At 60.9% G+C, this 25,457-nt stretch carries 20 protein-coding genes; 13 read left to right on the forward strand and 7 right to left on the reverse strand.

Annotated elements, in window-relative coordinates; translation table 11 throughout:
* Positions 1–7 precede the first annotated feature (7 nt).
* Complete coding sequence (locus tag SH292x_RS06625; protein ID WP_442484801.1) at positions 8–823, reverse strand: spondin domain-containing protein; 816 nt, start codon at positions 821–823, stop codon at positions 8–10.
* Positions 824–1,455: 632 nt separating this feature from the next.
* Positions 1,456–2,061: a sigma-70 family RNA polymerase sigma factor gene (locus SH292x_RS06630; RefSeq protein ID WP_442484802.1), complete on the reverse strand. Its 606-nt coding sequence runs from the start codon at positions 2,059–2,061 to the stop codon at positions 1,456–1,458.
* Between the two features lie 314 nt (positions 2,062–2,375).
* Between SH292x_RS06630 and clcA the strand changes: the two genes are divergently transcribed.
* From clcA to SH292x_RS06665, 7 genes are all read left to right on the forward strand, one after another.
* Complete coding sequence (clcA, locus tag SH292x_RS06635; protein WP_442484803.1) at positions 2,376–3,689, forward strand: H(+)/Cl(-) exchange transporter ClcA; 1,314 nt, start codon at positions 2,376–2,378, stop codon at positions 3,687–3,689.
* A gap of 198 nt (positions 3,690–3,887) precedes the next feature.
* Positions 3,888–4,295, forward strand: a complete 408-nt coding sequence (locus SH292x_RS06640) for a hypothetical protein (protein ID WP_442484804.1) — start codon at positions 3,888–3,890, stop codon at positions 4,293–4,295.
* A gap of 130 nt (positions 4,296–4,425) precedes the next feature.
* Positions 4,426–5,487: a hypothetical protein gene (locus tag SH292x_RS06645; RefSeq protein WP_442484805.1), complete on the forward strand. Its 1,062-nt coding sequence runs from the start codon at positions 4,426–4,428 to the stop codon at positions 5,485–5,487.
* Positions 5,488–5,954: 467 nt separating this feature from the next.
* Positions 5,955–7,598 (forward strand): DUF7453 family protein, encoded by a 1,644-nt coding sequence (locus tag SH292x_RS06650; RefSeq protein ID WP_442484806.1) that lies wholly within the window; start codon positions 5,955–5,957, stop codon positions 7,596–7,598.
* A 482-nt stretch (positions 7,599–8,080) separates the two neighbouring features.
* The gene (locus tag SH292x_RS06655) at positions 8,081–8,317 is read left to right on the forward strand and encodes a hypothetical protein (protein WP_442484807.1); all 237 of its coding nucleotides are present in this window, start codon (positions 8,081–8,083) and stop codon (positions 8,315–8,317) included.
* 4 nt (positions 8,318–8,321) lie between these two features.
* Entirely contained in the window at positions 8,322–10,328 is a 2,007-nt protein-coding gene (gene nagB, locus SH292x_RS06660) for a glucosamine-6-phosphate deaminase (protein WP_442484808.1), read from the forward strand.
* A gap of 251 nt (positions 10,329–10,579) precedes the next feature.
* A complete protein-coding gene (locus SH292x_RS06665) occupies positions 10,580–11,758 on the forward strand; it encodes a hypothetical protein (RefSeq protein ID WP_442484809.1) in 1,179 nt (392 codons plus the stop codon).
* Between the two features lie 29 nt (positions 11,759–11,787).
* Here SH292x_RS06665 and SH292x_RS06670 read toward each other — a convergent pair whose 3' ends face one another.
* The gene (locus SH292x_RS06670) at positions 11,788–12,303 is read right to left on the reverse strand and encodes a hypothetical protein (RefSeq protein WP_442484810.1); all 516 of its coding nucleotides are present in this window, start codon (positions 12,301–12,303) and stop codon (positions 11,788–11,790) included.
* A 59-nt stretch (positions 12,304–12,362) separates the two neighbouring features.
* Positions 12,363–12,638 carry a hypothetical protein gene (locus SH292x_RS06675; protein WP_442484811.1) on the reverse strand — a complete coding sequence of 92 codons (276 nt, stop codon included), beginning with the start codon at positions 12,636–12,638 and terminating at the stop codon, positions 12,363–12,365.
* A 177-nt stretch (positions 12,639–12,815) separates the two neighbouring features.
* Here SH292x_RS06675 and SH292x_RS06680 point away from each other — a divergent pair, with 177 nt between their 5' ends.
* The 5 genes from SH292x_RS06680 to SH292x_RS06700 all read left to right on the forward strand — a co-directional run bounded on the left by SH292x_RS06680 (position 12,816) and on the right by SH292x_RS06700 (position 21,373).
* Positions 12,816–13,358, forward strand: coding sequence for a DUF2760 domain-containing protein (locus SH292x_RS06680; protein WP_442484812.1), 543 nt, complete (start codon positions 12,816–12,818; stop codon positions 13,356–13,358).
* A 16-nt stretch (positions 13,359–13,374) separates the two neighbouring features.
* Positions 13,375–15,162: an Hsp70 family protein gene (locus tag SH292x_RS06685; protein ID WP_442484813.1), complete on the forward strand. Its 1,788-nt coding sequence runs from the start codon at positions 13,375–13,377 to the stop codon at positions 15,160–15,162.
* Positions 15,163–15,445: 283 nt separating this feature from the next.
* The gene (locus tag SH292x_RS06690) at positions 15,446–18,478 is read left to right on the forward strand and encodes a PSD1 and planctomycete cytochrome C domain-containing protein (protein WP_442484814.1); all 3,033 of its coding nucleotides are present in this window, start codon (positions 15,446–15,448) and stop codon (positions 18,476–18,478) included.
* A gap of 33 nt (positions 18,479–18,511) precedes the next feature.
* On the forward strand, positions 18,512–20,017 hold the full coding sequence (locus tag SH292x_RS06695) for a DUF1501 domain-containing protein (protein WP_442484815.1): 1,506 nt from the start codon (positions 18,512–18,514) through the stop codon (positions 20,015–20,017).
* Positions 20,018–20,068: 51 nt separating this feature from the next.
* The gene (locus tag SH292x_RS06700; protein ID WP_442484816.1) at positions 20,069–21,373 is read left to right on the forward strand and encodes a DUF5722 domain-containing protein; all 1,305 of its coding nucleotides are present in this window, start codon (positions 20,069–20,071) and stop codon (positions 21,371–21,373) included.
* Here SH292x_RS06700 and trpD read toward each other — a convergent pair.
* Positions 21,370–22,395, reverse strand: coding sequence for an anthranilate phosphoribosyltransferase (trpD, locus tag SH292x_RS06705; RefSeq protein WP_442484817.1), 1,026 nt, complete (start codon positions 22,393–22,395; stop codon positions 21,370–21,372). The genes SH292x_RS06700 and trpD overlap by 4 nt on opposite strands.
* Before the next feature lie 153 nt (positions 22,396–22,548).
* Here trpD and SH292x_RS06710 point away from each other — a divergent pair, with 153 nt between their 5' ends.
* Positions 22,549–23,478, forward strand: coding sequence for a nucleoside hydrolase (locus SH292x_RS06710; protein WP_442484818.1), 930 nt, complete (start codon positions 22,549–22,551; stop codon positions 23,476–23,478).
* 96 nt (positions 23,479–23,574) lie between these two features.
* On the opposite strand, the gene SH292x_RS06715 is transcribed toward SH292x_RS06710, so the two are convergent.
* Together SH292x_RS06715 and SH292x_RS06720 are read right to left on the reverse strand one after the other, a co-directional pair.
* Positions 23,575–24,720, reverse strand: a complete 1,146-nt coding sequence (locus SH292x_RS06715; protein ID WP_442484819.1) for a S1C family serine protease — start codon at positions 24,718–24,720, stop codon at positions 23,575–23,577.
* 189 nt (positions 24,721–24,909) lie between these two features.
* Positions 24,910–25,353: a TraR/DksA family transcriptional regulator gene (locus tag SH292x_RS06720; RefSeq protein WP_442484820.1), complete on the reverse strand. Its 444-nt coding sequence runs from the start codon at positions 25,351–25,353 to the stop codon at positions 24,910–24,912.
* Positions 25,354–25,457 lie beyond the last annotated feature (104 nt).

Consider the following 25,457-nt stretch of genomic DNA (forward strand, 5'->3'; position numbering starts at 1 on the left):
TAACTTCTTAAGCGATACGGCGGCGTACAGCCAACAACGCGAATCCTCCGATCGCAAAGAGTGCAACCGAACTCGGCTCGGGCACAAGCGAGAACGAGACTCTCAGTACAGGGGTATTCGGGGATAGCAGAGAGCTGTCGAACGTATATCCGGCAGCAGTCGTCAGACCGTTGAATGCCGAGAGATCGGAGAAGTTGAAGCTAACCGGGAGATTCTCATTTGCTCGTTGGTCATTGACGCCACCGACGAGGAAGGCGGCGTTGGCGGGATTCTCCGTTTCGGAGCCGGCATCCCAGATCCGGGCGGCATCCTCGGTGAAGCTATTCAGAACTAGGTTGCCGCCTGCATCGAAGACCTCGAAGGCCACGGGGTTGGCGTTGCCCAGAAAGTGGTCGTTGCTCGGTACGACCATCGTCCCGAACGTAAAGAAGCGGTTTGACGGGTCGATCTCGAAGATGGCCGAGTTGGATTGGCCGGGAAGAAAGGGACCAATCACAGGGCCGACCACACTGCCTAGGTTGGCGTTCGGTTCCGCCGACTGAAAGGCAGGAAACCAAGCTGCTGCAGAGCCGCCCTCAGCTATCGTCACGATCGGAGCACCGGCGATGGTGCTGGCTCCTAGCAAGAAAGCGGGTTGGTTGTTGTCGAAGGCGTCGAAGGTCCCGTTGCCGAAACCAAATCGAAAGGGTGCCAGCGAGATAGTGTTGGTCGGAGCAAGGTTCTCGACCGTGACCCGTAGTTGGACCGCTTGTGCGGTAGTGACTGCGGTTAGCAGGGGCACGGAAAGTAGGCCGAACAGTAGAAACTTCTTGTAGCAACACATCGAACAACTCCTCTGTTAGTGAAAAACTCACCACCGAAAACAGACTTCGTGCTCGCGGCGAATCATTAAGATCACCGAACTTCACGGCAACCTGACTACCGAGCACTCAATGGTGATCAGGGAGTTAGACTTCGTGCCTGCTTTGTGATTACAGCAATCGCTGCAAAACTTGAGAGTTTCTCGCCCCATCGGAGAAGTCGCGAAGGCGCGTCTAGGCCGGAGCATCACCGGGAGCCACGGAGTCAAGCGACTCGAAGACGCACTAAAGTCACCAAGCCTTGGCGAGGCGATGCAGGCTGGGCGCAAAACGACACGTTGCTAGTGAGCTTTTCACTCCGACGATTCGGCTCGACGTGACTCAGTTAGCAATCGCTTGATCTGAGCTCGTCGCTCGGCCGACAATTTTGCGGCGTTATCCGACCACCCTTCCCGGACGGAGTCCGGAATGTTGGCAATCGCTTCGCGAATAAAGATCGTTTGGCGAGCAAACCGCTGGCAGGCAGTGCATAGCAAGGTATGAACCCGTAGCGACCACCGTTCGCGGCGAGTCAACTCTCGATCAAGCGAATCCGAAATAAGTCGCGACGCTTCGCAACATGTCAGCCCAAGTAGAGAAATTTTGTTGTCCGGCTTCACGAGGTGCCTCCTGGTTCGTGGTGGAACCACTTGCTTTCCAAACACTGCCGGAGAAGCAGCCTTGCTCGATGAAGGCGAACGGCAAGATTCTTTGGTGTCACGCCGATCTTCTTGCTAGCGACTTCCACTGTCTCCAAGGCGAGTTCGCGCATCTGAAAGGCCTGTGCGAGGTGCATCGGCAGGCCGGACAGGCAGCCCTGAAATACGATCCAGAACTCCGCGTTCTCGGCCAAGTCTTTCGGAGTCGTTCGCCATTTGGTGCACGAGCTCGTCCATTTTCCCTTGGCCGTGAAAGGGTCGTGAGCAGCGGCCAGCGATTCGGCGTCGAGGTCCGGGGAGCGCCCGGATTTGCGATGGTGGTCGGCGATTTTTCGCCGCAGGATGGCGACTAACCAAGTGCCAAACGTCGATTTGCCATCAAACTGAGACCGGTGACGAAATGCGGCTAGAAAGGTCTCTTGCACAAGGTCTTCGGCGAGTTCTCGACTAGCTACCCGCCCGCCCGCAAAACGTAAAAGCGCGTCCCCGTAGCGATCAACCCAGTCAGCGGGATCGCTAAGCTCCACTGGCTTCGGCTTCGGCTGCATAGGGTTTTGGGCCATGAGCGGGGTGGGGCGGACTTAACGTGATCAACGAATTAGACGCGATCCGATGCGGACGATTACAAGAATTCGGAGTTGCTTGCCCAATTATTTTACAAACCCCGGCAAGCGTACCGGTTTCCGGCAGCCAGGTAGGTGGGGGGACTGCCAATAACCGATGGTGCCCCCTCCGACCCATGTCGTCGCCGACTCCAGAAGTCTCCCAGAGATGAGGAGAACCTCGTCTGTTCCATCCGGCCCCCAATACGTTTTAATACGCACTCAAGCACGGTTAGCCAACCCATCGTTACTCCATTCCAAGGACGGAATCCTCGTTGCCCAAACGCCCGCCCCCACCCGCCGTAGCGACGAACATCGAGCCCTCCGTCGGCCTGACGAAGCTCGCGCTCGCCTCGATCGTCGTGGGCGCGGCGGCGGGGCTGGTCGGTGCCGCGTTTCGCCTGCTGCTCGATCGCGCCGGCGAGTGGCGCGACCTTGTTCTCGACTGGGCGCACGAGTACGACGCAATGGGGCTGCTCGCGGTCGTGGCGATTACCGCTCTCGCCGCCGGCGTTGCAGCGTGGCTCGTTGCGAGTTTCTCGCCCGAGGCCTCTGGCAGTGGCATTCCTCACGTCGAAGCGGTGCTCGCGGCCAAGCTTCCACCAGCGTCGCTGCTGCTCATCCCCGTGAAGTTCGTCGGCGGTCTCTTGGCAATCGGCGCGGGTCTCGCGCTCGGACGCGAAGGACCCACCGTGCAGATGGGGGCGACCATCGCCCACCAGATCGGGCGCTACCTCCGCTTCTCGCCCGACGACGCGAGGATCCTGCTCGCCTCTGGCGCGGGGGCAGGCCTCGCCACGGCGTTCAACGCCCCCATCGCCGGCTCGATCTTCGTGCTCGAAGAACTCCTGAAACGTTTCGACACCCGCATCACCATCGCCACGCTCGGTGCGTCCGCCTCGGCGATCGGCGTGTCGCGCGTCCTGCTCGGCCAAGACGCCGACTTCGTGGTTCCTGCGCTCGACTATCCGTCGCAAGGCGCGCTACTCTTGCTCGCCGTTATGGGTCTTTTGATTGGCGTGCTCGGCGTCGCGTACAACCGATTGATCCTCGCCTGCCTCGACGTTGCGGAGCAATTCGCAACCATTCCGCCTGCAGTGCGTGCAGCTATCGTCGGCGCGGCGGTCGGCGTCGTCGCGTGGTACTTGCCCGCAATGGTCGGCGGCGGGCACAACATTTCGCAGTCGGTGCTCGATGGCAAGGCGATCGTCGCCATGCTCCCCGCGTACTTTTTACTGCGGTTCGTGATGGGCCCCGTCTCCTACGCCGCCGGCACGCCGGGGGGACTCTTCGCGCCACTCCTGGTGCTCGGCGCCCAAGCCGGTTTGTTCTTCGGAACCTACGCCGACGAGTGGTTCCCGAGCTTCGAGTGCAACCCCACGGCGTTCGCCGTCACCGGCCTGGCCGCGTTCTTCGCCGCCGTGGTCCGCGCGCCGGTCACCGGCATCATCCTCGCCATCGAACTCACCGGCAGCGACTCGCAGCTCGTGTCCATGATCGCCGCCTGCTTCACGGCAATGCTGGTACCAACACTCGCGAAGAATCGGCCCATCTACGACGCGCTGGGGGATCGAGGGCGGAGTAAGTGAGTAAGTGAGCCGGGTCGTCCCCGACCCCGGAAAGTGTGAGGCAAGCGGACCATTGCCTTTAGCAGTGCACTCCACCGACTAGACCTGGCGCTTACGCCGGGGTGGCTCTTACACAGTTACCGTCTCGATGACTCGCTTGATAGACTGGCGTCGCAGTTCTGACAACTGCTCGCGCACTTGTTCCACTTGAGTATCGCCATGCCCACTCTTAAGCATTACGAAGACCTGCCCGACAACGTCACATGCGCGGAACTAGTAAAAGAGTTTCATACGTTACTCGCAGAACCCCAGGGTATGTCGCCATTGGACTTGTCAGACGCACTGTTTGAACTCGCTAGTAGGCAATGGAACACCTTCGAACATCTCAGCGACGAGATGAAGCAGATGGCCTCGGCGAAGGTGATCGAGTGGTGGAGCGACTCGGACACACGTCGGGCCGAAGCTTTACTTGGAGCGATTGCAAGGCTGGGACTTGGGGATACATTGCGTTTATTGCAGGCACGCGATATATCACGGATGTCTGATGAAGTAAGGCAAAGCTTAGTCGAGGCGTCCTCGGAGTTTGGCGAAACCGTCGACGATCCTTATTCGGGGCTAGATGTTTAGTTGCCCAGCGGCCGCCACCCTTTCTCCTATTTTACCACATACGCGATGGAGGACTTGGGGTTACCCAGCTATCCAGATTAGCATACGGTCTCAATCCTCACTCCCTACGATTTGCCTCAGACCCAACAACATGGTTCGTCAATCACACGTCTTAGCTAGTTGCATCCTCGCACTCCTAACCACCGGCTGCGGGGCCGAGTCGCCGACGCCTTCGCCAGATGCGGCGGCCGCTTCGCCGAGCGCCGAACCGCCCAAGCTCGCCGAGCCGCTTAGCCGTAGCGAGTGCCTAGCCGCGGGAAGCCTGAGCGGACTGACCATGCCCGCCGATGCAGTGCGGACCGAGACCTCGCCGATCCACTACTGGTTCTCGGCACCCGTGACCGCTGAGCGGACGTTGCCGGGGGCGATTGCTGAAGTCACCGAGAAGCTCGAAGCCGCCGGTTGGAAGCAGCTCGCCGATCCGGCACCCGTGACCAACGAACACGGTTCCGCGAGCTACTTCAGCAAGCCCAGTTCCAGCACTAAGCAAAACGTCATCGCGCAGGTGTCGATTGGCAAGAGCCCCGACTCGCCCGCGGGGGCGGAGATCAACGCCGTTGTGATGCTGGTTGGCAACCTCGACGCGCGTGAGTTCCCGGTGCCCGACGGTGCGAAGTTCGAAGCCGAGTCCCCTGCGAGTGTCATCTACAACACACCGCTAAAGCCACTGGACTTGCACAAATTCTATAAGGAGAAGTTGAAAGACCACGGCTGGATCAGCTACCGCCCGCCGAATATTTACGAAGGCTACGAGCCGACCGCCGACGACTTGGACCGCGAACAGTACTTCCTGAACCATGGCATCAAGCTCGAGTTGATGTACCTCAAGGGTGACGGCGATACCCGCGTCATCGCACGCCTGGGAGTCGTGAAGTTCGAGCTCCCACTGCCCACGGATGCCGACCTGGCCGAGTTCGGCGAGGACCCACCCTACGTGTCGTTCTTCTCACGCCAACCAGCCGAGGACCTCGTCGCCCTCTACACCAAACACCTCGAAACCGACGGCTGGAAAGCGGGTGAGCCCATTTCCAAAGAAAAAGCCGACATCGCCCGCGGCTTCACTTCTGAAGGCCGCGACCCCCTGTGGCTCGGCGCGCTCAACCACAAAGGTGGCGGCACGTTCTTGCAGTTGAAGGTGGATAAGGGGGAGTAGCATCTCGTCACGAGCCTTGGCGGCAGTGAGCCGGGTCGTCCTCGCCCCCGGAAAGTCGGAATCGCGCGGTGCTTTGCCATCAGAGTAGCGCGGGTGGCACCGACTTTCGGCCGCTTGGAACGCCGTCACTTCGAAACTCTAACCACGGCCGATTGTCGGCGTGCGCAGCACAAAGCGGCGGTGGGATGTTCTGCCTGCCACTTTTAGGAGTGACCAACTCACTAGCAATTCTAAACACCTCCTTTCGCAAGCGACACCGACACGTGCCCGACTGAAGTCGTTCAAGTGGCGAAGCTGCATCCGGGCAAGTGTCGCTGCCACCCCTGTTTGAGGTAAAAGTGGTGTAAAACATCTAGTAGTCAGCCGTGTTGGCGAAGGAATGGCAGCAGACGCGAAAAAAGACTAGACATCTTCGCCACCCGCTCTCTATAAAGGGGTACGGAACTCTAACGAGGAGGCGAGATCTGATGAACGTGACGAGAGCTGTAATTGGATGCTGCCTACTGCTGGCATCCACGGTCATGGCTTACGCCGACGTGGCAATACGCACCGTCGCCCTCTCTGGCACGCAAGCATTAGGAACGCCTGCGGGCACCGAGTTCCTCGGTTTCACGGAGCCGACAATCAACAATGCCGGGCAAGTTGCGTTTAAGGGCATTTTGCAGACCGAAGTGCCATCGCCGATTTGGAATTATGGCATTTGGTCCGAAGGATCCGGTAGCCTTGCGCTCCTGGCGGCCGAAGGGATGCAGGCCCCCGGAGCACCCGAAGGCACAGCGTTCGTGCAGTTCTATGATCCCCAGATTAATAATGCCGGGCAAGTCGCCTTCGTGGGGTTAGTGTCTCCTCAGGTACCAGGTGCCCTTGAACCCACGGGTGTGTGGTCGCAGGGAACGGGCGATCTCAGCCTCGTGGCCCTAATTGGCCAAGAAGCACCCGGAATGCCAAGTGGTACCATGTTTGCTAACGGCGAAGACCTTGGCTTCCGCTTTAATCACGCCGGGCAAACCGCGCTTCTGATCGGTTTACAGCGTGAAGGGGCAAATGTCCGTTCGACTATCTGGGTCGAGGAGGCGGGAACGCTCGAACTTATCGCCGAAGTTGGCAAACCTGCGGCCGGGATCGACTCAGGCAATTACAGGAGTATTCCGGGTGGGGCTTTGTTGCTCAACGGAAATGGGCAGATCGCGTTCTTCTCCCTGCTCGACTCGCCACCGATTGCCATCAGTACGCTCGATTCTGCCGCTTGGGTGAGTACCAATGGCACGCTCTCGCTGGCAGCCCGTGCAGGAACGCCTGCGCCTGGGATGGCGAGTGCGATGGTACTATCGTATCCGGGCATCACTGGCTTCAATAACGCGGGCCAGTTCGTGCTCTCGGCGGGTACATTTGTTGCCGATGAGGAAGGTTGGTTTATTAGCGGGAGCCAAGGTCTTTGGACGAATCGGTCGGGCGACCTGGCGTTGTTAGTCCAAAGGGGAGACACGGCTCCAGGAACCGCCGATGAAAAATTCGCTCGCATCGGTGGGAGCCTCATCAATAGCCAGGGGCAGATTGTCTTTGCCTGCTCGCTGGAGTCGGAGACTGGGAACTTTGAGGACGAACGATGGGGCATCTGGACCGAGGGGCCTAACGGTTTCGAACTAGTTGCCTTGGAGGGAGAGCCCGTGCCAGGAGCGGCTACTGGTGTCGTGTATCGAGGCCTTGGGCAATTCGCGATCAATGGTTCGGGCGATATTATCTTCGGCGCCAGTTTTGGCACCCCAGACAGTTGGCCGAGGGAGCTTGAAGGCGGCTGGTTAGTACGGGAGAGCGAGGGACAGTTGGAAATGCTGCTGAGCACCGGCGACGAAATCGAAGTATCGCCGGGCGACTTCCGTACCGTCGATCGAATGGGGGCCCGATTGGAGTCGGGCGGTGAAGACGGGAGAGCGATTGCGTTCAACGACGATGGGGCGCTCGCTTTTTACGCATACTTCACGGACAACTCCGTCGGAGTGTTCACTGCCCAACTCGCTGGCAACGCGATCCCCGAACCCAGTGGTCTGCTGCTGTTGGCGTTGGGCACCTGCGGAGTAATCGCGGCGCGCTCCTGCGATCGTCTGTTCTAGCATCCATGATTCCTGGGTTGGATGCCTGAAGTCCGAGATAAATCTGGGGTCAAAAGGACACCTCTCTAACCTGCCTGCTCCCAACGCCCCCCAAACTATTTCCACTTTCTTTCAGAATCTAACTAGAAAGCGCGCTTCGGGTGTGTTCTCATGAACACGTTGCTGAGGGGGCTTGGTTAGAGGAGGGGAAACACCTTCCTCCAGTCGGGATCCCCAACGCTACGTGGGGAGGGCGTGCGGGCGAGTAAAGTCGCACCTGCGGTTTACCCCTGCGACATTACCCTTTCGGGAGTCGCCATGAGATGAGTTGTAAGTCGTGTTATGACAACGGTTTATGGAAAAACAGCAACGCGGACCAAGAGGAGTAATGTCGCACCCAATGCAATATCCGGGAAACTGCGACATAAACGCTGCAGAATAATAAGCTGAGTAGCTTTTCGAAGGCGACAACGAAGCTCGAGAGCGACGAGCGGAAGTCGAAGGTGACCAACTCCGAAAACTCATCGTTTTGCGCACGCGAGTTGGCAATCGGCTTCGCCGGGGACGACTCGGACGGAGAACCCGATTATGCTGGAAACTTGGACCGAGCGGCGACCTTCACGCCGCTTGCGATTCCGCAGGTGGTCGATCGGGCCCCGCGTGAGTCGAAGCACAAATGGACTTGGCGGTTTGGGCTCTATGGGCCCGAGTTGCCACCAGCAATGAATGACATCGAATAGAACCATGAGCAGCGTATCCGACGTGCCCCCCGCGAAAATGCCCGCGAAAATGACTGACACTTACCGCCCGCAACGTTTCGAGAACGTCCCGCTCGACGAAGTCGAGCACATCCCTTGCCGGGTGTTCCGCCACGCCACCCAAGCAAGCCAAGCGGTCGCGCAGCAAATCGCCGCGCTGATTCGCACTCGCGAAGGCGAAGGTCGCCCCTGCGTGCTCGGTCTCGCCACCGGTAGCACCCCCGTGGGTGTGTACAACGCCCTGATCGAGATGCACCGCGAAGAGGGACTCTCGTTCCGTAACGTCATCACGTTCAACCTGGACGAGTACTTCCCGATGCAGCCGCACGAGCTGCAAAGCTACGTCCGGTTCATGCGCGAGCATTTGTTCGACCACGTCGATATCGATCCCGAGAACGTCCACATTCCCGATGGCACGCTCGACGAAACGACCATCGAAGATTACTGCCGCCGATACGAGCAGAAGATTCAGCAAGTCGGCGGTATCGATTTGCAGCTGCTCGGGATTGGGCGCACGGGGCACATTGGTTTCAACGAACCGGGTTCCGGTCGCAACAGCCGCACGCGTTTGATCACGCTCGATCGCGTGACCCGGCGTGATGCCGCGAGCGACTTCTTCGGCGAAGAAAACGTTCCTCGCCGCGCGATCACGATGGGTGTCGGGACGATTCTCGATGCTCGCCAAGTCGTGATTATGGCGTTCGGCGAAGGCAAGGCACGTATCACTGCCGAGGCCATTCAGGGACAAGTGTCGAGCCTAGTTGCCGCGAGCTTCTTGCAGGAGCACCCGAGCGCGCAGTTCTTCATCGATGAAGCCGCCGCCGAAGCCCTCACTCGTCGTCGCTGCCCGTGGACGCTCGGCAAGGTGAAGTGGGACGAAGTGCAGACTCGCAAAGCGGTGATCTGGCTCGCCCAGCAAGTGAAGAAGCCGATCCTCAAGCTGACCGAAGAGGACTACAACGAAGAAGGCCTTCAAGAGCTGGTCGCTACGCGCGGCAGTGCGTATGAGATCAACCTGCAAGTATTCCGAGCGCTGCAAAGCACCATCACCGGATGGCCTGGTGGAAAACCCTTGCACCAGAAGCAGCCGGGCGATCGTTCGCAGGCGCACGAGCACATCTTCCCCAAGCGCGTGCTGATCTTCTCGCCGCACCCGGACGACGACGTGATCTCGATGGGTGGCACGCTGATTCGCTTGGTGGATCAAGGTCACGAGGTCCATGTGGCGTACCAAACCTCGGGCAATATCGCCGTGTTCGACGACGACGCGATTCGCTTCGCCGAGTTCGCCGCCGAGTTCAATCGACACTTCGGCATCGACATCGAGCGGACCGCAGAACTCGACACCCACATCGACGAGTTCGTCAAGCACAAAGCGCCGGGACAAGTCGACAGCCCCGAGGTGCAGTTCATCAAAGGACTAATCCGCCGGACCGAAGCCCGTGCGGCGACGCGTTCGTGTGGCGTCCCCGCCGAGCAACTGCACTTCATGGACATGCCGTTTTACGAAACAGGTCGCGTCCGCAAGAAGCCGCTGGGCGAAGAAGACATCCAGATGACGATGGACCTGCTCAACCAGCTTCAGCCCCATCAGATTTACTGCGCGGGCGACCTGAGCGATCCGCACGGCACGCACCGCACTTGCCTGAGTGCTGTGCTCAACGCGTGCATCCGCCTGCGTGACGCCGCGTGGTATCAAGACTGTGCCGTGTGGCTCTATCGCGGTGCGTGGCAGGAATGGGGTCCTCACCAAATCGAGATGTCGGTGCCGCTGAGCCCGCAGGAACTGATGCGCAAGCGTGCCGCGATCTTCAAGCACGAATCGCAGAAGGATCGCGCCTTGTTCCCCGGCCCCGACCCCCGCGAATTCTGGCAACGCGCCGAAGACCGCAATCACGCCACGGCGCAGTTGTTCGATCAGCTCGGCCTCGCCGAGTACGAAGCGATCGAAGGCTTCGTCCGCTGGAAGGGCGACCTGGACACGGTGCTTTAGGGCCAATCAAGGTCCGCAATACGAATGAAACACACCAGCCCCGAGCCCGATGCTCGGGGCTGGTTCTACGTCGGGAAGGAATCTTGGGTGCCGAACTGGGACGCAAGGCTTAAGAATCCTAGCATTTTCGGGATCCTACGGGGAACTATTTCGGAAGGAGAATCGACTAAAAGTTCAGTCCGATCACAATTCGGCACGAACGGCGGCCAACGGACGCAAGAACACGGAACTCATACATAAGGGGGAACCTCGTGCAACGTTCACCTGTCGGATTGCTTGCTTCTCTGCTAGTTACGCTTTGCATGCTCGGCTGCTCACAGCCAGAAGGTGGCAATGCAAAGGAGGAACCACCGGAACAGTGGCCCGAGCTAGTGGCGACGAGCGACATCGAGGGGACGACCTTTGTCCCCACGCTCGACACGCCCGTTGATGGACTGAATAACGCGATCTGGTGTGCGACTTTCCAAGTGGCTTGGGACCACGCATGCGACGACGTGATCGGCGGGCCGCTTGAGATCGAGAACGCGGAGGAGGTGGCCGAGCGACTCAACCACTCGCCGGTGAAGGAGGATGTCCTGCCGCCGAACAGTTTCTACGCCACCGCGGGAACTACGAAAGACGGAATCGTCGAAACGATCCGCACGGAGATGGCAAAGCGTTTTCCAAACGTCCAGCCCCCGACGTTCAGCACGCCGGAGACGACCAGCGAGAATGTGATGATCGCCTACGCCTACCTCAACACGGCGGCTAAGTTTACGACCCCTTTTGAAGCGAAGGACTACTCGTGCAGCTTTACCGACGCCTCGGGCAAAGAGCATCCGGTGCAGGGCTTCGGTCCCTACAAGGGATCGGACTGGGCGGTAACGAATCGGCAGCTCGCGCAGGTAAAGGTGCTGTTCAAAGACCGGCCCGAGGATTCCAAGTTTGGCGAGCTCACGGCGTTTGCGCTTGACCTGACCGCCGACCAGCCTGACGTGCAAGTGGTGGTAGCCGTGTTGCCTCATGCCGACAACTTGCAAGCGATGCTCGATGATCTGAATGGTCGCATCGCAAACTATAAAGGCGATGGCAAGATCGGTTCCGGCGCCGCGATGATGGTGCCGAACGTGTTGTTCAGTCTCGCGCACGACTTCACCGAACTCGAAGGTCCCCACAAGCCGATCCAGAACACTGGCGAGTTCGAAGGGGGCTACATCGCCAAGGCGTGGCAGTCAATTCGCTTCCGTCTCGACGAGAGTGGCGCGATGGTGGTCTCCGAAGCGAAGATCGAAGCCGCCGCAGCCGCACCCGCGGATCGAGTGGCACCCGATCGTTTCGTCGTCGACCGTCCGTTCTTGGTCTTAATGAAACGCCGCGACTCGGCGGAGCCGTTCTTCGCCGCTTGGATGGCGAATGCGGACTTGCTCGAAGCGTTCAAGAAGAGTGAGTAAATCAGGGGTAAGATGAGGCGCGCTGTGAATCACGGCTTCGGCAGATGCAACGCTGTCCCGGCAACTTGATTGGGTTGCGATGGAAGTACGTGCAGATGATAGTAGTCGACATCCAGGACGTAGTGACGCTCCTCCATCTTCAAATGCCGATCTCCGCGTTTCAAGTCATAGTAAATTGTGTATCTGTAGTGAGTATGGTGCTGCTGCCCCGGCCCGACGATAGGATAAACTCTCGCGGGCTCCACGTGCTCGGCCGTTTGCTGCCGAACAATCCGGATGTTCGTGGATCCTTTGGGAAACTCTTTCGTGACAAACCCACGTCGTTTGGCCAATGCCTTGCGTAGCGCGAGCAACACCATATCGTCCGAAGGAGGATCGATGTTTTGAGGAGGGCTCCCCGACGTTAGGGGACCTTGGATGGTTTGCAGTCCCACCATCGCTTCCGCATTTTCGACCCATGAAATGACGGCGACAAGTCCAACGCATACCGACGTGATGAGGATAAGCAGTGTTCCAACGCCATATCTCAAGCGAGGCTTTTTCATTTCCGAACTCCGGCTTCCCAGAGCAAGCTTGCTCAGGGCTATTCAAATCATGAAGGCGACTACGAAGAGAACTTCCCCACAAATCCCAGTCCCGTGAAGTTGTCGGGGCGCAAGGGGTCGATGTACTTGAGAGCCGCGACGGAGCCGTATTCGAGCACAATGAATCGCGCGCCGAGTTGGTCGGGGTTCGAGCGTTCGAGCAGTAACATCTTGTCGGTGGTCATGAAGCCTTTGAAGGGGATCTGCTCGTCGAGCACCGTGGTCACGATGCCGCGGCGCTGGATCGACGTGGGCCACTCGAGGAACATCCGCTGCCATTCGGCGCTGTTGGTCATGGTGTGAACTTTCGGGGAGCTGAAGAGCAGTGGGGAAACGGCGAACGATTGGGCAATTTAGGGGTAGGGCGACGTGCGAGGCAATAGCGGCACGCTGCTCATGCGGTCCCTTGGCGGGGCGGGGGCGATGGGGGTAGTCTGGGTAGCCCGTTTTACCCCCACCACCGGAGCGAGATCATGCGCCTCTGGCTTGCCATACAGTCGTTTTTCAAGGTCCTTTCGAGCCGCGAGTTCGCCGAGGGCGTCGAGCAGTTGCAGCTTGGCGCACCGGAGGTGACGGAGCAGGAACCTGAGAAACCCGCCGCTAAACCCGAACCTCCCAAACCAGTCGCTCCCGCGCGAAGCGAGGCGATCACGCTGCTGGCAACGCTGCAGCGCGAGGCGAGGTTTGTCGACATTGTGAGCGAGTCGCTCGACGGTTACTCGGATGCTCAGATCGGCGCGGCGGCGCGGGACGTACTTCGCGATTGTGGCAAGGTGCTCTCGCGGATGTTCGCGCTAGAGCCACTCGCGACGCAGGGCGAAGGAGCACGCATTGAGGTGCCCGCGGGGTACGATGCCGCGGAGTTTCGACTGACGGGCAACGTCTCGGCTCAGCCACCGGTTGCTGGTCAAGTGGTGCACGCAGGATGGAAGGCCACGAAGTGCGACGTGCCGACGTGGTCGGGAAGTCGGGACGCGGCGATGGTGGTTGCTCCTGCCGAAGTTCAAGTAGGTTAGGAAGGAACGCCCGCACATGACCGCCAAGTACGTTATTGGAATTGACCTCGGCACGACGAACTGCGTGCTCGCTTACGCGCCGCTCGATAGCGATGCGCCGCAGGTCGAGTTGCTGCCGATTCCTCAACTCGTTGCCGCAGGGACGATTGATCAGCGGAAGTCGCTGCCATCGTTTCTCTACATTGCACCCGAGCACGAGGCACAGGGTGGACTCGATTTGCCATGGGCGAGTGGGCGGAAGTACGCGGTGGGTGAGTACGCGCGGCGACAGGGTGCCGACATGCCCGATCGTACGGTGGTCGCGGCGAAGAGCTGGCTGTGTCATAGCCGCGTGGATCGCCGCGCGCCGCTGTTGCCTTACAACGCGCCAGTGGAAGTCGAGAAGGTTTCGCCCGTTACTGCCTCGCAGCGATACCTCGAGCACTTGGTGGCCGCGTGGCATCAGCAGTTTCCTGAAGCACCGATCGGCGAACAGCAGGTCGTGCTCACGGTGCCGGCGTCGTTTGATGCCGCGGCGCGAGAGCTCACTCGCGAGGCAGCGCTCGCCGCTGGTCTACCTTCGAACTTCGTGCTGCTCGAAGAGCCGCAAGCCGCGGTTTACTCGTGGCTTGCCGAGCGGGGCGATCAGTGGCGGCGTGATCTCAAGGCGGGCGATCGACTTCTGGTGTGCGATGTTGGTGGCGGTACCACGGACTTAACACTCGTCGACGTCGCCGAAGCGGGTGGCGAGCTCGCCCTTGAGCGCTTGGCGGTGGGTGATCACCTGCTGGTGGGTGGCGACAACATGGACCTGACGCTCGCGCATCAGGTGGCGGGACTGTTCGCCGAGCAAGGCGTGCAGCTCGACGCGTGGCAATCGGTGTCGTTGTGGCATTCGTGCCGGGACGCTAAGGAGACGTTGCTCTCCGCCGACGCGCCCGAGCCGCATCGCGTGTCGGTGCTCGGTCGTGGCAGCAAGTTGATTGGCGGAACCGTTTCGGTTGATGTGCCTCGACAGTTGGCCGTGGACTTGCTCGTAGGTGGCTTTTTTCCCGAGTGCGGTCTCGGCGATCGGCCCGAGCGCCGGCGTGCGTCGGGCTTTCAAGAAATTGGTTTGCCGTTCGAATCGGACGTGGCGATCACGCGGCACCTCGCGGCGTTTCTCTCCGCGCACGCTGGCGAGGCGGGGGGCGCGGCGTATCCGACGCACGTGCTGTTCAACGGCGGGGTGTTCAAAGCCGACGTGCTGCGGAGTCTGGTGCTCGGCATCATTGGCAATTGGTCGGGCGATGCCCAAGCGGCCGACGAGCTCCCCGGTGCACGTGATCTCGACTACGCGGTAGCCCGCGGCGCGGCGTACTACGGCTGGACCAAGGAGCACGGCGGGGTCCGGATTCGCGGTGGCGTCGCGCGTTCGTATTACGTTGGCATCGAGACCGCTGGCCTGGCGATTCCCGGCATGCCGCGACCGATGCGGGCGCTGTGCGTGGTGCCCTTCGGAATGGAGGAAGGTACCAGCGCCGATGTCCCATCGGGTGAGATTGGTCTGGTACTTGGCGAGCCGGTGCAGTTTCGGTTCTTCAGCTCGGCAGTGCGGAATGCCGACAAGCCAGGGGACCTGCTGCCCGCGATTCGCGAAGAGGAACTGTCGGAAACCGCACCTCTCGAAGCCACGCTCGCGGCGAACGAAGGAGAAGGGGAGGACTACGTCCCGGTGCGGTTTCAATCGCACATCACCGAGCTAGGGATGTTCGAGCTCTGGTGCTGCAGCACGAAGTCGGCCGATCGCTGGAAATTGGAGTTTAGCGTGCGGGAGTCCCCGTAAAGCGGCGTTAAATCGCAACTTCAGTACGTTTTCAGAGTCAAGTTTCGTTCCTATCGGCCATATACTGGTACTAGGTGTTAGAGCAGCGTAGCACCTCCCTCCCTCCGCAAATGGCTTGATCTGTGCCGGATTTGGTAAGCGATTTGCGTTGCCTGCAGTTTCGTGCGGATGGCAGCACTGAGTATAATGAGCCGGTGCTTGATCCGTTGCTAAGTCGGAATGCTGTTGGGCACTCCACACGCTTCGCTTCCCACCTCTCCCTTCCCTCGGAGATAGCGACGACATGATGGGCGGTCGTATTGTTCGAATCCACGGTGCGAGTTGGCTCACGTTGGTCGGCTGTTTGGCGGTGGTCGGCGCAGCTAGTGGCGAGACACGCATCGACTACAATCGACAGATTCGTCCGTTGTTGTCCGATCGCTGTTTCCAGTGTCACGGTCCTGACGAAGCCACGCGCGAGGCGGGGCTTCGGCTCGACGATCGCGAAGCGGCTACGAGCGAGACCGACTCGGGCATCACGGCGATCGTTCCGGGGAATGTCGACGAGAGCGAGTTCGTCGCCCGCATCGCAACGAGCGATCACGGCCTTCTGATGCCACCCGCCGAGTCGGGAAAGAGCCTCAACGCCGAAGAGATCGCGCTGCTCAAGCAATGGATCAGCGAGGGTGCCGAGTACCAACCTCACTGGGCGTTCATCGCGCCGAAGGCCATCGAGCCACCAGCGGTGTCGAAGCCGGAATGGCCGCGCGGGCCGATCGATCAGTTTATTTTGGCGAAGCTCGAATCGGAGAAACTCACGCCATCGCCCGAGGCCGATCGCGTGACGCTGCTCCGCCGCGTAACGCTCGACCTGACCGGTCTACCTCCGACGCCCGAAGAAGTCGAAGCCTATATCGCCGACGAGTCGCCCGAGGCGTACGAGCGGCTCGTGGATCGGCTGCTTGCGTCGCCCCACTATGGCGAACACATGGCTCGGTATTGGCTCGACGCCGTGCGGTATGGCGACACGCATGGGCTGCACCTCGATAACTACCGCGAGATGTGGCCTTACCGTGACTGGGTCGTGCGAGCGATGAATTCGAACGTGCCTTGGGATCGTTTCACGCTGATGCAAATCGCGGGCGACATGCTCCCCGAGGCGACGCTCGACGACCAGATTGCGAGCGGATTCAATCGTTGCCACGTGACGACCAACGAAGGGGGCTCGATCACCGAGGAAGTTCATATTCGCAACGTGGTTGATCGCGTGTCGACCACCGGCAGCGTGTTCCTCGGCCTGACGATGGGCTGCGCGGTGTGCCACGACCATAAGTTCGATCCCATCTCGGCGCGCGACTTCTACTCGATGTCGGCGTATTTCAACAACATGGACGGGCCGGCACTCGACGAGAACCGCGCGGACCCCGCGCCAACGATCAAAGCACCAACTCCCGAGCAATCCCAGAAGCTGGACGAACTGCGAGACGAGCTAGCCATTGCTCGGATCGAGCTTTCCAAACCGCGCGCCGAAGTCGATTCGCAGCAGGCGATCTGGGAAGACGAGACTCGGAAGGCCCTGGCGAGTGGGGAGCTCGCGCCCGTGGTGGCGGGAAGCTGGCACAGCATTGGCCCGTTTCGATCCGACTATCGTTACCTCGCAAGCCGCAAGCATGGCCCCGAAGGAAAGCCAGTCGATCTGACGAAGCCCTTGAAGGATTCCGACGACGTGCTGCTCCATTGGCAACCGCGGCCCGAGTGGGTCGATGGCGAGGTGCATGACGACTTACACCAAGTCACTTCCGCAACGTTCCTATACCGCGAGTTCGAGACTAACCATGCTCAGACAATCACCGCGGGCTTCGGCTTCGACGACGGGGCCAAGGTCTATTTGAATGGCAAGCTAATTTACAGCAAGCATGGGCTTCGCGCTGTCAAGCCGGACGATGAGAAGCTGAAGTTAAAGCTCAAGAAGGGCAAGAACGAGTTGCTCATCAAGGTGTCCAATGCGCAGGGAACGTCGGGCTTCTGCTTTACGATGCCCAAAGAGGCCGACGGCCTCCCGGCCGAAGTGATTGCCGCGCTCAATGTGTCCGAAGGGGAGCGAACCGACGAGCAGCGAGCACGGCTTCGCCAGCATTACCGGATGCTGGTGTGCGATGCCGAGGAGATTGAGTCGTTGACCGCGAACATCGATCGATTGGACCGCGAGATCGTCGAACTGGAGTCGGCGATTCCGACCACGCTGGTGATGAAAGAGCGCGCCGATCCGCTGCCGGCCTACTTGTTGCTGCGTGGCGACTACGCGTCGCCGGACAAAGAGCTAGGGCCATTGCCGCGCGCGGTGCCGAGTTTCCTGCCGCCGCTGCCCGAAGGGGCCTCGAACGACCGGCTTGGTTTTGGCAAGTGGCTGGTATCGCCCGAGCACCCGTTGATGGCTCGCGTGACGGTAAATCGGTTCTGGCAGCAATTCTTTGGCACAGGTATCGTCGAGACCGCCGAGGACTTTGGCTCGCAGGGCGCGTGGCCGAGCCATCCGGAGCTACTCGACTGGTTGGCGGTCGACTTCCGCGAGCATGGCTGGGACGTGAAACGGCTGGTGAAGCAACTGGTGATGTCGAGCACCTATCGGCAGTCGTCGGTGACGAGCGAAGAGCTACAGACACGCGATCCCCGCAATCGACTGCTCGCTCGCGGGCCGCGATATCGAATGGACGCCGAGGTCATTCGCGACCAGGCGCTCGCTGTGAGCGGGTTGTTGGTCGACCGCCTCGGCGGCCCGGGAGTGAAGCCTCCTCAGCCGGACGGGCTGTGGGAAGCGGTGGCCTACTCGGGTTCGAATACGCGTTTTTTCGTCGCGGATACCGAGCACGAGAAAGTGCATCGCCGCAGTCTCTACACGTTCTGGAAGCGGACGTCACCGCCTCCTCAACTAACAACGCTAGATGCTCCTTCTCGCGAAAGCTGCGTGGTCCGCCGCGAACGCACCAATACACCGCTGGCCGCGCTGCTATTGCTAAATGATCCACAGTACGTTGAGGCCGCGCGGGCGCTGGCAGAGCGGTCGATGCTCGAGGCAGCAGGGTCGGCGGACCAGATAGCGGCGAGGATGCTCCGCTTGGCGGTGATGCGAGAGCCAACGGGGGCGGAGACGGAGCGCTTGGTCGGTGTGTATCAAGCTAGTCTTGATCGCTATCAAAACGATAGCGAAGCCGCGAGCAAGCTGTTGGCGATTGGTGTTGCGCCGCCAAGTGACGAGCTCGATCGGGCCGAGCTTGCTGCATGGACGCTGGTGGCGAATGTCGTATTGAATCTCGACGAACTGGTAACTAAAGAGTAGCGAACCCTCGCGATTGCACTCAAGGGCGAAGATATGTTCCCGATTCAGGATTACCTGCAGCAACTTACTCGGCGGCACTTCTTTGCCCAGGGAGCCATGGGGCTGGGGACCGCGGCATTGGCATCGATGGCGGGTGGCGAGTCGATGGCGAGCTCGGCCAGCGTAGGAGGGCTAGGTAACATCCCGCATTTCGCCCCCAAAGCAAAGCGGGCGATCTACTTGTTCATGGCAGGCGCACCGTCGCCTCCCGATCTGTTCGACTACAAGCCCAAGATGGTTGCCAAGGAGAAGGCGGACCTCAGGCTCGAAAAGTACGAAGATGGCTCGCCCGTGCTTCGCACGCGAGTCACCACCATGACCTCCGGGCAATCGTCGTTTCCAATCGCTCCCACGCGATACAAGTTTGCTCAGCATGGAAAATGCGGCGCGTGGGTGAGCGAACTTCTGCCTCACACCGCGAAGATGGTGGACGACTTGACCTTCGTGCGATCGGTGTGGACCGAGGCGATCAACCACGATCCGGCCATCACGTACATCAACACGGGCAATCAACTTCCAGGTTATCCGAGCCTCGGCGCATGGCTTAGCTACGGCCTGGGAAGCGAGAATGCCGACCTACCGGCTTTCGTGGTGATGACGCCCAAGTGGTCGGCGAAGCGCGACGCGCAGGCCCTCTACAATCGCCTGTGGGGAACGGGCTTCTTGCCGAGCAAGCACCAGGGCGTGGCGATGCGGGCGAGTGGGGACCCCGTGTTGTTCCTTTCGAATCCGCCGGGAATGGATGCCAGCGACCGTCGCCGGGTGCTCGACACCATCGCGCAGTTCAACGAGGAACATTTTGCCTCACACGCCGATCCCGAGACCTCCGCGCGGATCGCGCAGTACGAGATGGCTTACCGCATGCAGACGTCAGTGCCGGAGTTGGTGGATATTTCCGACGAACCGCAGCACGTGCTCGACATGTATGGCCCTGAAGTCCGCACGCCCGGCACGTTTGCGGCGAGTTGCCTGCTTGCCCGGCGGATGATCGAGCGCGGCGTTCGGTTCACCCAGATCTTCCATCGCGGCTGGGATCAGCACGACAGCATCCCACGCGACCTGCCTGCCCAGTGCCAGGACGTCGATCAAGCAAGTTGGGCGCTGGTGCAGGATTTGAAGATGCGCGGGTTGCTCGATGATACTCTCGTGATCTGGGGTGGCGAGTTCGGCCGTACGATTTACTGCCAAGGTGAGATGAGCGCCACGACCTATGGTCGCGACCATCACCCCGGTTGCTTTACCATTTGGATGGCCGGCGGTGGCATGAAGCCCGGCGTTGTGCATGGCACCACGGACGACTACGGATGCAACATCGTCGATGCCTCGGGTGCGCCGACCACGAAGTTCGAAGACGGTGCGGTTCACATTCGCGACCTCAATGCCACGATCCTGCATCAACTGGGCATCGACCATGAGCGACTGGCCGTGAAGTTCCGCGGCCTCGACCAACGACTCACGGGCGTCGAAAAAGCACGCGTGGTGAAACAGATACTGAGTTAGTCCAACGATCTTCCTAGCCGGACCGCCCCGCGGATCGTGAAGGAACACCCCATGCGCGAACTCCACCTCACGCTGCTGCGAGTCCTGTGTGCCATGGTGCTCGTCTCGGTGAGCGCTCATGCGGAGGAGGAGACCTTTCCAGCTGCGGCCTCCAAAAAAGGCTTGCAAGTCGAACAAGTCGACGACGCGCTCGCGCTTGGCATCGCGCACGCCGCGATCAACGTGAACCTCTCCGGGCTGTTCGTCCCGCCCGGGGGAGAGCAGGGGGAGGGCGTGCTGGTGGTCGAGCATCACGGAAAGCCCCTGGCCGTGCGGCGGGGTTATCTCGAAGCGCTCGACGCGACCATTCGCCCGCTCAGCGATCGTGGCGTGCTGGTGTACGTCATTCTGCTCGCCTACGCGTCGGGCAACGCCGAGCAGGACGCGGTGCTGCTTCATCCCGACTACGACCCAGCGGCGCCGAATCGCCTCGGCGCGCTCAACACGCGCTCGCCGGAAAGTCGCGAGCAGATCGAGGCCCTGTTGTCGTTCCTCGCCGCGCGGTGGTCCGACCCCGCGCAGACGCATGGCCGGGTGGTCGGCCACATCGTTGGCAACGAAGTGAACTCGCACTGGTACTGGAATAATCAGGGGCGCGCGAGCTTCGAGCAGTTGGCCGAAGACTACTGGCAGACGTTGAAGCTGGTGCACCGTGCCGTGCGGCGTGAGGCGAGTTGGCCGCGAGTTTACCTTTCGCTCGAGCACCACTGGAACATCCGCTACCCCGCGGCGGACGAATTTCAGGCGTTTCCGGGCAAGTGGCTCATCGACGATTTCGCGCGTCGGGCCACCGAGTCGCCGGAGGAGAACTTCGATTGGCACGTGGCCTTTCACCCGTACCCCGAGAATCTGTTTGAACCGAGGTTCTGGAATGACAAGTCAGCGAACCCCAGCCCCGACACGCCTCGTATCACGTTTAAGAATCTTGATGTGCTCACAGAGTATCTCAAGCGTCCAGAGCTTTTGTACAACGGAGTTCCGCGACGAGTGATCTTGAGCGAGCAAGGTTTTCACACGCCGGCGACAGCGGATGGCGAGGCGGTGCAAGCCGCGGCTTACTGCCTGGCGTACGATCTGGTGGATCGGCTGGACGGAATCGATGCGTTCATTCTGCATCGCCACGTCGATCATCCCGACGAAGGGGGACTGTTGCTCGGGCTGCGACGCCGCGAGGCGGATGGTACTACGCCGGCGAAGAAGGTTTGGGATTGTTTCCGAGCCGCTGGCACCGATCGTTGGGGCGATGAGTCGGCGTTCGCGAGAGACATCGTCGGCGCGCAGGTTTGGGACGAGATGGTCCCAACAAAAGTCGACTAGTTCGCCGCGTGACTGCGTTCCGCCAGCTTCGCTAAAAGCTCAGCAGCCGCACCGCTATCGATCGCCTGCGTGGCGAGCTTCGCGGCAGCTTCGGGCGAGTCCGCTACCCCCGCAGCAATCAGTGCGGCGGCGGCGTTCAGCACCACTACGTCCCGCGCTGCACCTCGTTCGCCCGCCAAGAGTCGGCGTACCACTGCCGCACTTTCTTCGGGAGTGTCGATTGCCAGCGATTCGGTCGTCGACGCTTCCAGTCCGAAGTCGGCCGGCGTCCAGGTGAAGTCCTCGATTCCTTCATGAGTAACCGAAAGCACGCGCGTGGTTCCGCTACACGTCACGTCGCCCATGCCATCGCTACCGTGCACGACCAGGGTGCGCTTGGTGCCGAGGAGTTGCATGGCCCGGGCGAGAAGCTCCTGGTGCTCGCCGCGTCCCGCGCCAAGCAGCTGGTAGCTGGCGCTCGCTGGATTCGCGAGCGGGCCGAGCAGGTTGAAGATGGTGCGAATGCCGAGCTTCTTTCGGACCGGCCCAACATGCCGCATGGCGGGGTGGGCGAGCGGGGCGAAGCAGAAACAGAGGCCCAGCTCTTCGAGGCAAGCCTCCACCTGTTCGCGGCTGGCATCGAGATTCACGCCGAGCGCCGCAAGAACGTCGGCCGAGCCGCTACGGCTCGTAATGCTGCGATTGCCGTGTTTGGCGACCGGCACGCCGGCTGCCGCGGCGATGATGGCGGCCGTGGTGCTGATGTTGAACGTGGTGGAACCGCCGCCGCCGGTGCCGCAGGTGTCGAGAATTCCCCGCCGCGATGTGCGGATGGGCGTCATGTGCCCGCGCAGGGATGCGGCGGCTCCGGCCAATTCTTCGACCGTTTCGCCCTTCGCCGCAAGACCCGTTAGCAGCAGGCCGATTTCTTCGTCCGAGCACTGTCCCGACATCACGAGGTCCATTGCCGACTGCATTTCGGCCATGGTCAGGTCGATCCCTCCCGCCACGCGGCCAAGAATTTCAGCGATTTGGGGGTTCATCGAAGGCTCGGGGGCTTTCTGGCATGGAATCCGCATTGTGCTATCGTAGTGGGTTCAGGATAAAGGAAGTCGAGGCAGGCCGAAAGCGGCCCGCCCGCCACTCGCCCTGCAACTGTCCGCGAGCCAACTAGATAGACGACCATCGAGGTGCCGATGCCCCGCAAAGTGATATTGGATATGGATCCCGGCTACGACGACGCGCTGGCGCTGTGCGTCGCGCTGGCGGCCGAGGAGCTCGACGTGATCGCCGTCACCGCGACGGGTGGCAATGTCGCCCCGAAGCTGGCGAGCCGCAACGTTCAGGCAGTGGTCGAGCAGCTGGACCCCGTGCGATGGCCTCGCATCGGTGCCGCCTCGCCCGAGCAAATGCTCCGCGTCGACGCGCGGCACCTGCACGGCGACGACGGACTTTGCGGCGCGCAGTTCCAGGTCGCGGAGCTCGCCAACCGCCACCTGTCGATGAAGGTGCTCGCCGACGAGATCCGCCGCGCGCCGGGCGACGTGACGGTCGTCGCCATGGGCCCGCTAACGAACATCTCGGACCTACTGCGGTGCGAGCCCGACCTCGCCAGCATGATTGGGCACCTGATCATCGTCGGCGGAACCGTCACCGCGCCCGGCAACGTCACCGCGGCCGCCGAGTTTAACATCTACTGCGATAGCGAAGCGGCGAGCCAGGTGTTCAAGTCGCCCGTGACGAAGACCATCCTGCCGATGGACATCACCAGCGAAGTCATGCTGGGCTTCGATTTCCTCGAGAAGCTGAAGTCGCAAGATTCACGCACCTCGGCGCTGCTGCAGAGGATCTTACCCGGCGCTTATCGTAGTTCGCGGCAGCATCTTGGCATCGAGGGCATTTACGTTCGCGACGTGGTCGGCGTAGTGGCGGCGATGCGGCCGTCGCTGTTTACCACCGAGCGGATGTACGGCGACGTCGAGACGGGCGGCAATCTGACGCATGGTGCGACCGTGTTCGACCGTCGTCCGCACAGCGCCGAGCAGCCCAACATGGACGTGGCAACCGAAATGGACGCCGCGGCGGTGGAAGCGGTGATCGTCGAGACGATTAGCCGGGCGCCGTAGCGTACTTCGTAGCCGGACTCGCAAGAGTTCGGGAACTTACCACGAAGGCCCGAACTCTTGCGAGTCCGGCTACTTGTTGAAATGCCCTCGGGCTGCTTACTTCTTCGCCGCCATCGTTTGATCGTCGCCGATCATCACCGACATCGGGATCGCACGGCGGTCGCGGAACACCATGATCGGCACATCGCGTCCGATTTCCGTAAGGCCCACCAGACTGATAAGGTGGTCCATGTCGGTGACGCGGACGCCATCGTACAGAAGAATCACGTCGTCGGGTTGCAGGCTGGCGCGAGCGGCGGGCGAGCCGGGTTCGACGGTCTTCACTCGGGTCCCAGCTAGCCCGGGAAGCCCAAGGGCCCGCGCGCGGCGGTCGTCGAACAGCGAGTCGAGCGTAACGCCTAGGAAGCCGCGATTCACTTTGCCGGTGCTCGTAAGGTCTTCGGCGATGCGGACCACGGCATTGATGGGAATCGAGAAACCGATGCCCTCGTTGCCGCCTGAGTTGCTGGCTATCGCCGTATTGATACCAACGACCTCGCCGCGCAGGTTAATCAGTGGCCCGCCGCTGTTACCGGGGTTGATCGCGGCGTCGGTTTGCAGGAAGTTTTGCAAGCGAACGTCGCCATCGCCGAGATCCAGATTGTAGCGCCCCTTCGCGCTGATGATGCCACGCGTGACGCTTTGGCTCAAACCGAAGGGACTGCCGACCGCCACGACTTGCTCACCAATCTCAATGCGATCGCTATTCCCAAGCCGCGCCGACAGCAAGTTCATGCTCGGCAGTTGCATGACGGCGACATCGGTTTCGGGGTCGCTCCAGATTCGCTCGGGGTTGGTGACGTTGCCATCGGCGAACTGCACGCGGACGTTGGGCTCGGACGAGTGCTTGATGACGTGGCGGTTGGTGAGCACGTAAGGCCGGTTGTTGATCATCACGATCACGCCGGATCCCGCTTCTTGGAGGTCGGTCCGCTGGCCGGAAGTTCGTAGGGGGCTGGCCTCGATATGCACCACCGACGGCGTGACCAGCTTGACGACGCGTTTGATGATTCCGAGCTCGCGCTCCAGGGCATCGACATCGCGCGAGAGTTGATCGTAGTCCCGTTCGCGCTCTGTTTGGTCTGCCGGCGTCGCCAAGGTGTTGAGCAGCGTTGTCTGCGCCACGGCCACAGCCGGCAAGCTGCATCCGGTCGCGAGGGCGAGCAGGGCAGTCAACTGGCGGAAGCGGGGCGAGCGAAACACGGCGGCCTCGACGGGAAAGCGCTGAACGGGCAGAGGGGCAATTTACTCGCTAATTATAGCCCACCAGGAGCGACCGCCGAGTGAAAGATTTGGCGGAAATGGCGGGGCCAAAAAAGAAACCGCCGGCATGGTGCCGGCGGTTTCGAGGGATCGCGTAAGGTCTATCGCCCGAAGTTGGGCGTGGGTAGCTTATTGAAGTTCGAGGTCGGTCAGCGACACGTCGGCGTCGCTAAAACCGGTGTCGACTACTCGCCCCCAGTCGCTGTCGCGGCGAAGATCGAGTTCGCCCGTCTCCACGGCGCGCTGGCAGTCGATGCACATCGTGGCGTAGGGAAGGGCTTGTAGGCGGGCCAGTGGGATTTTGGCGTCGCAGTGCTCGCAATTGCCATAAGTTCCCTGACGCATGCTGTCGAGCGCTCGCTCGATGTGCGCCAGTTCGCGGCTTTCGACTTCGGCCAGTTGCGAACTGATTTCGTCTTGGGCGGCATCCAGGGCGGCGTCGACAATGTCGCTGCCCGATTGCTCGCGGAGTTGATTCAAGAGGCTCAAGTCGCCGGCGAGGGCTTTGCGGAGCGCGTCGCGGCGCTTGATCAAAACTTCCCGCATCTTGGAGATGGAATCTTTGCGTGCCATGGTGTGCTCCTCAGTTGCCGACGGTCGGATTGGAGTCGCTGGATCACTCCAATCGAATAGCCGCTCCGCCTTCTGGTTTCCTCGCCGGGGCAAGTCCTGACGAG

It is taken from the genome of Aeoliella fuhlenseeensis (genome assembly GCF_052161615.1).
In the GTDB taxonomy this organism is placed as follows: domain Bacteria; phylum Planctomycetota; class Planctomycetia; order Pirellulales; family Lacipirellulaceae; genus Aeoliella.

What these genes read in the sequence shown, in the direction of transcription:
- SH292x_RS06625 (WP_442484801.1), bottom strand. Translation starts at nt 823, where the DNA reads ATGTGTTGCTACAAGAAGTTTCTACTGTTCGGCCTACTTTCCGTGCCC.
- SH292x_RS06630 (WP_442484802.1), bottom strand. Translation starts at nt 2,061, where the DNA reads ATGGCCCAAAACCCTATGCAGCCGAAGCCGAAGCCAGTGGAGCTTAGC.
- SH292x_RS06640 (WP_442484804.1), top strand. Translation starts at nt 3,888, where the DNA reads ATGCCCACTCTTAAGCATTACGAAGACCTGCCCGACAACGTCACATGC.
- SH292x_RS06645 (WP_442484805.1), top strand. Translation starts at nt 4,426, where the DNA reads ATGGTTCGTCAATCACACGTCTTAGCTAGTTGCATCCTCGCACTCCTA.
- SH292x_RS06650 (WP_442484806.1), top strand. Translation starts at nt 5,955, where the DNA reads ATGAACGTGACGAGAGCTGTAATTGGATGCTGCCTACTGCTGGCATCC.
- nagB (WP_442484808.1), top strand. Translation starts at nt 8,322, where the DNA reads ATGAGCAGCGTATCCGACGTGCCCCCCGCGAAAATGCCCGCGAAAATG.
- SH292x_RS06670 (WP_442484810.1), bottom strand. Translation starts at nt 12,303, where the DNA reads ATGAAAAAGCCTCGCTTGAGATATGGCGTTGGAACACTGCTTATCCTC.
- SH292x_RS06675 (WP_442484811.1), bottom strand. Translation starts at nt 12,638, where the DNA reads ATGACCAACAGCGCCGAATGGCAGCGGATGTTCCTCGAGTGGCCCACG.
- SH292x_RS06680 (WP_442484812.1), top strand. Translation starts at nt 12,816, where the DNA reads ATGCGCCTCTGGCTTGCCATACAGTCGTTTTTCAAGGTCCTTTCGAGC.
- SH292x_RS06685 (WP_442484813.1), top strand. Translation starts at nt 13,375, where the DNA reads ATGACCGCCAAGTACGTTATTGGAATTGACCTCGGCACGACGAACTGC.
- SH292x_RS06690 (WP_442484814.1), top strand. Translation starts at nt 15,446, where the DNA reads ATGATGGGCGGTCGTATTGTTCGAATCCACGGTGCGAGTTGGCTCACG.
- SH292x_RS06695 (WP_442484815.1), top strand. Translation starts at nt 18,512, where the DNA reads ATGTTCCCGATTCAGGATTACCTGCAGCAACTTACTCGGCGGCACTTC.
- SH292x_RS06700 (WP_442484816.1), top strand. Translation starts at nt 20,069, where the DNA reads ATGCGCGAACTCCACCTCACGCTGCTGCGAGTCCTGTGTGCCATGGTG.
- trpD (WP_442484817.1), bottom strand. Translation starts at nt 22,395, where the DNA reads ATGAACCCCCAAATCGCTGAAATTCTTGGCCGCGTGGCGGGAGGGATC.
- SH292x_RS06710 (WP_442484818.1), top strand. Translation starts at nt 22,549, where the DNA reads ATGCCCCGCAAAGTGATATTGGATATGGATCCCGGCTACGACGACGCG.
- SH292x_RS06720 (WP_442484820.1), bottom strand. Translation starts at nt 25,353, where the DNA reads ATGGCACGCAAAGATTCCATCTCCAAGATGCGGGAAGTTTTGATCAAG.